At 64.0% G+C, this 6,712-nt stretch carries 10 protein-coding genes; 6 read left to right on the top strand and 4 right to left on the bottom strand.

Features of this window, described 5'->3' with window-relative positions; translation table 11 throughout:
• From ACDELDRAFT_RS17305 to hemP, 4 genes are all read left to right on the top strand, one after another.
• A partial coding sequence (locus ACDELDRAFT_RS17305; RefSeq protein ID WP_005799249.1) for an energy transducer TonB occupies positions 1–309 on the top strand: 309 nt, incomplete at its 5' end.
• A gap of 25 nt (positions 310–334) precedes the next feature.
• The gene (locus ACDELDRAFT_RS17300) at positions 335–1,054 is read left to right on the top strand and encodes a MotA/TolQ/ExbB proton channel family protein (RefSeq protein ID WP_005799248.1); all 720 of its coding nucleotides are present in this window, start codon (positions 335–337) and stop codon (positions 1,052–1,054) included.
• 3 nt (positions 1,055–1,057) lie between these two features.
• Positions 1,058–1,465 (top strand): ExbD/TolR family protein, encoded by a 408-nt coding sequence (locus ACDELDRAFT_RS17295; RefSeq protein WP_005799247.1) that lies wholly within the window; start codon positions 1,058–1,060, stop codon positions 1,463–1,465.
• Positions 1,466–1,631: 166 nt separating this feature from the next.
• Positions 1,632–1,835, top strand: coding sequence for a hemin uptake protein HemP (hemP, locus tag ACDELDRAFT_RS17290; protein ID WP_005799246.1), 204 nt, complete (start codon positions 1,632–1,634; stop codon positions 1,833–1,835).
• Between the two features lie 302 nt (positions 1,836–2,137).
• Here hemP and ACDELDRAFT_RS17285 read toward each other — a convergent pair whose 3' ends face one another.
• Positions 2,138–2,545 (bottom strand): GlcG/HbpS family heme-binding protein, encoded by a 408-nt coding sequence (locus ACDELDRAFT_RS17285; RefSeq protein WP_005799245.1) that lies wholly within the window; start codon positions 2,543–2,545, stop codon positions 2,138–2,140.
• A 206-nt stretch (positions 2,546–2,751) separates the two neighbouring features.
• Between ACDELDRAFT_RS17285 and ACDELDRAFT_RS17280 the strand changes: the two genes are divergently transcribed.
• Positions 2,752–3,447 carry a Bax inhibitor-1/YccA family protein gene (locus ACDELDRAFT_RS17280; RefSeq protein ID WP_005799244.1) on the top strand — a complete coding sequence of 232 codons (696 nt, stop codon included), beginning with the start codon at positions 2,752–2,754 and terminating at the stop codon, positions 3,445–3,447.
• Positions 3,448–3,563: 116 nt separating this feature from the next.
• Complete coding sequence (locus tag ACDELDRAFT_RS17275) at positions 3,564–3,941, top strand: hypothetical protein (RefSeq protein WP_005799242.1); 378 nt, start codon at positions 3,564–3,566, stop codon at positions 3,939–3,941.
• Between the two features lie 175 nt (positions 3,942–4,116).
• On the opposite strand, the gene rlmD is transcribed toward ACDELDRAFT_RS17275, so the two are convergent.
• The 3 genes from rlmD to ACDELDRAFT_RS17260 form a co-directional block, all read right to left on the bottom strand.
• On the bottom strand, positions 4,117–5,580 hold the full coding sequence (gene rlmD / locus ACDELDRAFT_RS17270) for a 23S rRNA (uracil(1939)-C(5))-methyltransferase RlmD (RefSeq protein WP_005799240.1): 1,464 nt from the start codon (positions 5,578–5,580) through the stop codon (positions 4,117–4,119).
• A gap of 68 nt (positions 5,581–5,648) precedes the next feature.
• Complete coding sequence (locus tag ACDELDRAFT_RS17265) at positions 5,649–5,948, bottom strand: hypothetical protein (protein ID WP_005799239.1); 300 nt, start codon at positions 5,946–5,948, stop codon at positions 5,649–5,651.
• A gap of 89 nt (positions 5,949–6,037) precedes the next feature.
• On the bottom strand, positions 6,038–6,511 hold the full coding sequence (locus tag ACDELDRAFT_RS17260; protein ID WP_005799238.1) for an Lrp/AsnC ligand binding domain-containing protein: 474 nt from the start codon (positions 6,509–6,511) through the stop codon (positions 6,038–6,040).
• Positions 6,512–6,712 lie beyond the last annotated feature (201 nt).

Genomic DNA, 6,712 nt, shown 5'->3' with positions numbered 1-6,712 from the left:
CCCCCTGCTCCACCTGCGCCGGCACGCATCGAACTGCCTTCGAGCGATGCGGCCTACCTCAACAACCCCAAGCCCGGCTACCCGGCCATCAGCAAGCGCATGGGTGAGCAGGGCAAGGTCGTGCTGCGGGTGCTCATCGGCACCGACGGACTGCCCCAGAAGGTGGAAGTCAACAAATCCAGCGGCTACGACCGCCTGGACCGCCAAGCCCAGGAGGCCGTGATGCGCTGGCGCTTCGTGCCCGGCAAGCGCAACGGCGTGCCGGAGGCCATGTGGAACCTGGTGCCGATCAATTTCGTTCTCGAATAACCAAATCACTGTTTAGGGAGTTTTCATGGAATCGCAATTCGGCATTGCCAACGTCTGGATCCAGGGCGACTTCGTCACCCGGGCCGTCGCCATCCTGCTGCTGGGCATGTCGCTCGCCTCGTGGATCGTCATCCTCATCAAGGCCCTGGACATCGTCAAGTTCAAGAAGCATGCGCGGGCCGCCCAGGATTTCTGGCACAGCGAAGACTTTGCCGCGGGCCTGACCAAGCTGGGCGCCGACCCGACCAACCCCTTCCGCCACCTGGCGCTCGAAGGCCGCGAAGCCACGGCCCACCACCGCAACACCAAGGCCCACCTGCACGACAGCCTGGACGTGAGCGACTGGGTGACGCGTTGCCTGCGCAACTGCATTGACGAATTCACGGCGCGCATCCAGTCGGGCCTGGCCATCCTGGCCTCGGTGGGCTCCACCGCGCCCTTCATCGGCCTGTTCGGCACCGTGTGGGGCATCTACCATGCACTGCTGGCCATCGGCACCTCGGGCCAGTCCACCATCGACAAGGTGGCCGGCCCCATCGGTGAAGCACTGATCATGACGGCCCTGGGCCTGGCCGTGGCCATTCCCGCCGTGCTGGGCTACAACGCCCTGGTGCGCGGCAACAAATCCATCCTGAACGGCCTCAACAGTTTTGCCCACGACCTGCATGCCTACTTCGTCACCGGCGCACGGGTGTCCACCAGCGGCGAGCCCGCCAAGGTGCTTTCCATGAAGAAAGGCAATTGAGCCATGGCTTTTGGAACCCAGGACGACTCCGACGAGGTGATGAACGAGATCAACATGACGCCGCTGGTCGACGTCATGCTGGTGCTGCTCATCATCTTCATCATCACCGTGCCGGTGATGAAACACTCCGTGAACGTGGACCTGCCCCGGGCCACCAACCAGCCCGAAAACATCCTGCCCGAAACGGTGCGCCTGTCGGTGGCGGCCGATGGCCAGTATTTCTGGAACGGCCAGCAGATTGCTGACGACGAACTGCCCGCCCACCTGCAAGCCGAGGCCGCCAAGCAGCCCCAGCCCGACCTGCACATCCGGGGCGACAAGGAAGTGCGCTACGAGCGCGTGGCCCAGGCCATGGCAGCAGCCCAGCGCGCGGGCGTGCGCAAAATCGGCTTCGTGACCGAACCACAGTGACCTGGGAGGGAGGGCGCGAAAGGCAGCCATAACCTTGCCCCCTCCCTTACCACCCCGATTTCTATTTCCGCACAGCGCCACGCCCGGTAATTCCCCCAAATCGCTTGACTTGTAATTGCGAATCGTTATCATTAATATAACCAACGAAAAAGCACCCTCATCCCTTATGCAAGCTCCACAGCCCAATGACCTGCGTCCCACCGGCCCGTCGCAAACCCCATCCGAGCCCCCAGCGTCCGCCGAAGGGGCTGCCGCAGCGGTGGACAGCAGCACGCTGCTGCAAGGACACAAGGCCGTGGCCATCAGCCACAACGGATCGGTCTACCGCCTGCAGGCCACCAAGCTCGGCAAGCTCATCTTGACCAAATAGACATGCGCGCCAGCCTGGTGCGCGGCCGGCCAGCCGGCACATCGCGAGGGCTGGCACATCGCCCAAGAGTTTCATCGTGGGGCGACTCCCGGACTTGCCACAAGTCCGCCAGGGTCGTTTTGCCAGCCAACGGGGAGCCCCGCGTAGCCAGGCTTTTTTTCACCGCTGCACGCTGGCACAACACGGCGCCATAAAAAAAACCGGCCCAGGGCCGGTTTTTCATTGTTTAGGAGGTTTTCGACCTCTAGCGCTTGACAGCCTTGCGCCTAATGCTATCAAAAAAGCAGCGTCAGGCGGCTATATCAAAGCCCCAGGGCCGCAATGCCAGCGCGCGCAATCTGCGCATCTTCGGTCGATTTGACGCCGCTCACGCCCACCGCGCCAAGGCACTGGCCGTCCTTCAGGATCGGCACACCGCCTTCGAGCAGGCCGTCGATGGTGGGCGCACTCAGGAACGCCGTGCGACCACCATTCACGATGTCTTCGTACACCTTGCTTTCGCGGCGGCCCAGGGCGGCGGTGCGGGCCTTGGAGGGCGCAATGTGCGCCGATACGGCCGCTGCACCGTCCAGCCGCTGCAGCCACAGCAGGTGGCCGCCGTCGTCCACGATGGCGATCGTCACGGGCCATTGGTTCTTCAATGCCTCGGCTTCGGCGGCGGCGGCCACCTTCTTCACGTCGGCCAGTTCGAGTTCGTGCTTGGTTTTCATGGTTGCCCTGCGGGGTGGGAAGGGGGTCGCCCCCGTTGAAAAAAGCGAAAGCATAGCGGTAGTCCGCAGACTGCAGTGCCCCCGCCTGGGGCGAAAGAATAATGACCTAAAGTGTCTTACCGGATGCGGTTATTGCTTTTCGTCAAAGCGTCGCCACCTAGAATCCAACGGCCTGCGCCATGCAGGCCAACTAGGAGAGACACACGATGAATGACCAAGTCACCACCCTGGGCCACTCTGCGGGCTACGGCATTTCGCAAGAGCAGCGCCATCGGGTACTGCGCAACACATACTGGCTGCTTGCGCTGAGCCTGCTGCCCACGGTGCTGGGCGCGTGGATCGGTGTGGCCACGGGCATCACCCAGTCGCTGCGCGGTGGCATCGGCCTCATTGTGTTCATGGGCGGCGCCTTCGGCTTCATGTTCGCCATCGAGAAGACCAAGAACTCGGCCGCTGGCGTGCCGGTGCTGCTGGGCTTCACCTTCTTCATGGGCCTGATGCTGTCCCGCCTGATCGGCATGGTGCTGGGTTTCAAGAACGGCACCGATCTGATCATGACGGCGTTCGCCGGCACGGCGGGCGTTTTCTTCGTGATGGCCAGCCTGGCCAGCGTGATCAAGCGCGACCTGTCGGGCATGGGCAAATGGCTCATGGTGGGTGCGCTGGTGCTCATGGTCGGCGCCGTCATCAACGTGTTCGTGGGCTCTTCGGCCGGCATGATGGCGATTTCGGTGGCGGCCATCGGCATCTTCAGCGCCTACATGCTGTACGACCTCAAGCAGATTCTGGACGGCGGCGAAACCAACTACATCAGCGCCACGCTGGCCCTGTACCTGGACATCTTCAACGTGTTCCAGAGCCTTCTGGCCCTGCTGGGTGTGATGGGCGGCGAGCGCGACTGACAAGCTGCTCCGGCACCTCTTTGCCCCATCCAAGGCCCCGCAAGGGGCCTTTTTTCTTGATCTGGCCTGGGGGACAAGCCTCAATAGCGCGCCGGGGCTGCCGATAATGCAAGTACATGTATCCCACACCATCCCCAACGCAACTGCGCCTGCTGGCGGTCGCAGCGGCCCTGCTGCTGGCCGGCTGCGATATCCCCGGCCTGGGCCCTGACCCCCGCATCGCCCAGCGCGACGCCGAGGCCAAGGCAATCGGCGGCGCGTGCCGGCACGCGCTGCGCGGCCTGGAAGACTGCTACACGCTCAACCCCAAGGCCGCCAAGGCGTCGGTGTTCGCGGGCTGGAAGGACATGGACGCCTACATGCGCGAAAACAAGATCGAGGGCACGCCCTCGATCTTGGGCAAGGTCGACAAACCCGAGCGTTCAGGCGCCCGCCCGGACGGCAGCGACAACGCAGAGCCCCGCGAAACGGCCGCCAGCCGCAGCCGCAGTTAAGGGCTGTGGTCACCCAAGGGCGACCGTCACTCACGCCTGAGGGCGCACGTTGGGCGCGTCCTTCACCCCGCCAACGGGTGGTCGCGCCCATGCCGCATTCCATCACGGGCAGCCAGGCCCGGTCATCCCCTTGCGACGGCGCACCCTCTGGGCTGCGCCGCTACAAGGCGGGCCATCACGCCCGTTCAAACACCGCCATGCTTTCCACATGGGCCGTGTGCGGAAACATGTTCACCATGCCTGCCGCCGTGCATTTGTAGCCCGCCAAGTGCACCAGCAAGCCCGCGTCCCGCGCCAGCGTGGCCGGGTTGCAACTCACGTAGACGATGCGCTGGGGTGGCGTCCATCCCTCGGCCCCCGCAGGCAGGGGGTCGGCGCCTTCGGCACCGATGCGCGCCTGCTCAATGTCTGCCAGCGCCTTGGCCAACGCAAAAGCGCCTTCGCGCGGTGGATCGACCAGCCATTTGTCGGCAGCGCCATCGGCCACGAGCATCTCCGGAGTCATCTCGAACAGATTGCGCGCTACGAATTCAGTAGCAGCCAGCGGCCGTTGACCTTGCGCTGCAGCCTGATTGATCGCGTAATTCTCGCGCGAGCGTGCCACCAGGGCTTCGCTGCCCTCGATGCCCAGCACTTCGCGCGCCTGGGTCGCCAAGGGCAGCGTGAAGTTGCCCAGGCCACAGAACCAGTCGATCACGCGCTCGCTTTTTTGCACGTCAAGCAGACGCAGAGCGCGCGACACCAGCACGCGGTTGATGTGCGGGTTCACCTGGGTGAAATCCGTGGGCTTGAACGGCATGGTGATGCCGAAGTCGGGCAGCGCGTACGACAGTTGCTCACCGCCTTCATCCAGCAGCTTCACCGTGTCGGGACCCTTGGGCTGCAACCACCACTGCACACCGTGCTTGGCCGCGAAGGCTCGCAGCTGTGCGATATCCCCCGCACTCAGCGGCTCCAGATGGCGCAGCACCAGTGCGGTCACGGTGTCACCGCAGGCCAGCTCGATCTGCGGGCAGGTATCGCGCGCATCCAGGCTGGCGATCAGTGCGCGCAGCGGCATCAGCATTGCGTCCACGTGCGGCGGCAGCACGGGGCACTGCACCATGTCGGCCACGTAGCGGCTCTTGCGCTCATGAAAGCCCACCAGCACCGTGCCCTTCTTGATCACGTGGCGCACGGCCAGGCGTGCGCGGAAGCGGTAGCCCCAGGCCGGACCTTCGATGGGGCGAAGCAGGGTTTCTGCCTTTACCTTGCCCAGGTGCCAGAGGTTGTCTTCCAGCACCCGTTGTTTGACGGCCACCTGGGCAGCCACATGCAGATGCTGCATCTTGCAGCCGCCACAGGCACCGGCATGCAGACCGAAGTGGGGGCAGCCGGGGCGCACGCGCTGCGACGACTCGCGGTGGATTGCCACCAGGCTGGCCTGCTCCCAGTTGTTCTTCTTGCGGTGGGTGTTGGCGGTGACCAGCTCGGACGGCAGGGCACCATCAATGAAAACGACCTTGCCGTCGGGCTTGCGGGCCACACCCTGGGCGTCGAGGTCCATGGACTGCACCTGCAGCCAGCCCTCAGGCAGGTCGCCTTGGGAATTCTGCTCAGTCGGCTCAAACGAGGGGGATAGTTCTTTGGGTTCGCTCATCCCTTGATTGTCTCAGGCCGCGGGCACGCCGGGCCGCATGCCCCGGCGCCAACCCCGGACAGTTCCAGTCAGCCCCGGTCGGCGCGGGCCGGCCGGCCGCTGTTCTGCCGGACCTGCTGCACCGATGCCAGAGGCAGCTTGTTGACGGTGATCTCGCAGCCCTCGCTGTCGAGCGAAAACACCAGCGTGCCCCCCGGTGCCACCAGCGGCAGGGTTTCGTGGATCTCGCGCGACAAATCGACTGGCGGCACCGGCGCGCGGTACACGATTTCATGATCGGGTGCATACACCCGGTAGCAGGCGGCCATAGCCGACTGGCTGGCAGCAGCGGCCACCAAGGCCAGGGCAGCGTAACGCAATGCGGACATGTTCTTCTCCTCGGTCTGGCTCACACCCAATCCATTATGCGGCGATGGCCGTGCGCCACCAACGCCTGAAGCGCATCTGCAGCGGCAAGTCATCGCAGATGCAGGTGGTTGCTGTGCTTGACCTCTTCCATCACGGCGTAGGTGCGCGTTTCGCGCACCCCCGGCAACTGCCACAGCACGTTGCCGGCGAACACGCGGTAGGCATTCATGTCGGCCGAGCGCGTTTTGAGCAGGTAGTCGAACCCACCCGCCACCATGTGGCATTCCATGATCTCGGGGTGCACCTGCACAGCGGCCTTGAACTGGTCAAACACGTTGGGTGTGGTGCGGTCCAGCAGCACCTCCACGAAGACGAGCATGCCTGCCCCCAGCTTCAGGGGGTTCAAGCGGGCCTCGTAGCCCAGGATGTAGCCGTCGCGCGTGAGGCGCTGCACCCGCGCCAGCACGGCCGTGGGAGACAGGGCCACGGCCTCGGCCAGCTTGAGGTTGGCAATGCGGCCGTCTTCCTGCAGGATTGACAGAATTTTTCGATCAATCCGGTCTAGTTCTGTTTCTTCTGGCATTTTTATTAGTGATTTATTTGTTGATAACGCCAATTTTCAACCATTTATTCATCACGAACCCAAGGATCATCGCCAATAACGCGCCCAACCAACACTTTCCCCCGTGTTGGGCCCCGCCAAATCCCTGAAAGACACCGCCATGACGCAGCCCTCCGCCCCGTTTGCAGACTTCGCACCCCGCACACCGCTGAACAACCCGCT

The organism is Acidovorax delafieldii 2AN (assembly GCF_000175235.1).
GTDB classification, from domain to species: domain Bacteria; phylum Pseudomonadota; class Gammaproteobacteria; order Burkholderiales; family Burkholderiaceae_C; genus Acidovorax; species Acidovorax delafieldii_B.
The sequence above is the reverse complement of the archived record's forward strand: the minus strand, read 5'-3'. Positions and strand labels throughout refer to the sequence as shown.

Excerpts from the sequence above, each read along its gene's own strand:
- ACDELDRAFT_RS17300 (WP_005799248.1), top strand. The coding sequence starts at position 335 with ATGGAATCGCAATTCGGCATTGCCAACGTCTGGATCCAGGGCGACTTC.
- ACDELDRAFT_RS17295 (WP_005799247.1), top strand. The coding sequence starts at position 1,058 with ATGGCTTTTGGAACCCAGGACGACTCCGACGAGGTGATGAACGAGATC.
- hemP (WP_005799246.1), top strand. The coding sequence starts at position 1,632 with ATGCAAGCTCCACAGCCCAATGACCTGCGTCCCACCGGCCCGTCGCAA.
- ACDELDRAFT_RS17285 (WP_005799245.1), bottom strand. The coding sequence starts at position 2,545 with ATGAAAACCAAGCACGAACTCGAACTGGCCGACGTGAAGAAGGTGGCC.
- ACDELDRAFT_RS17280 (WP_005799244.1), top strand. The coding sequence starts at position 2,752 with ATGAATGACCAAGTCACCACCCTGGGCCACTCTGCGGGCTACGGCATT.
- ACDELDRAFT_RS17275 (WP_005799242.1), top strand. The coding sequence starts at position 3,564 with ATGTATCCCACACCATCCCCAACGCAACTGCGCCTGCTGGCGGTCGCA.
- rlmD (WP_005799240.1), bottom strand. The coding sequence starts at position 5,580 with ATGAGCGAACCCAAAGAACTATCCCCCTCGTTTGAGCCGACTGAGCAG.
- ACDELDRAFT_RS17265 (WP_005799239.1), bottom strand. The coding sequence starts at position 5,948 with ATGTCCGCATTGCGTTACGCTGCCCTGGCCTTGGTGGCCGCTGCTGCC.
- ACDELDRAFT_RS17260 (WP_005799238.1), bottom strand. The coding sequence starts at position 6,511 with ATGCCAGAAGAAACAGAACTAGACCGGATTGATCGAAAAATTCTGTCA.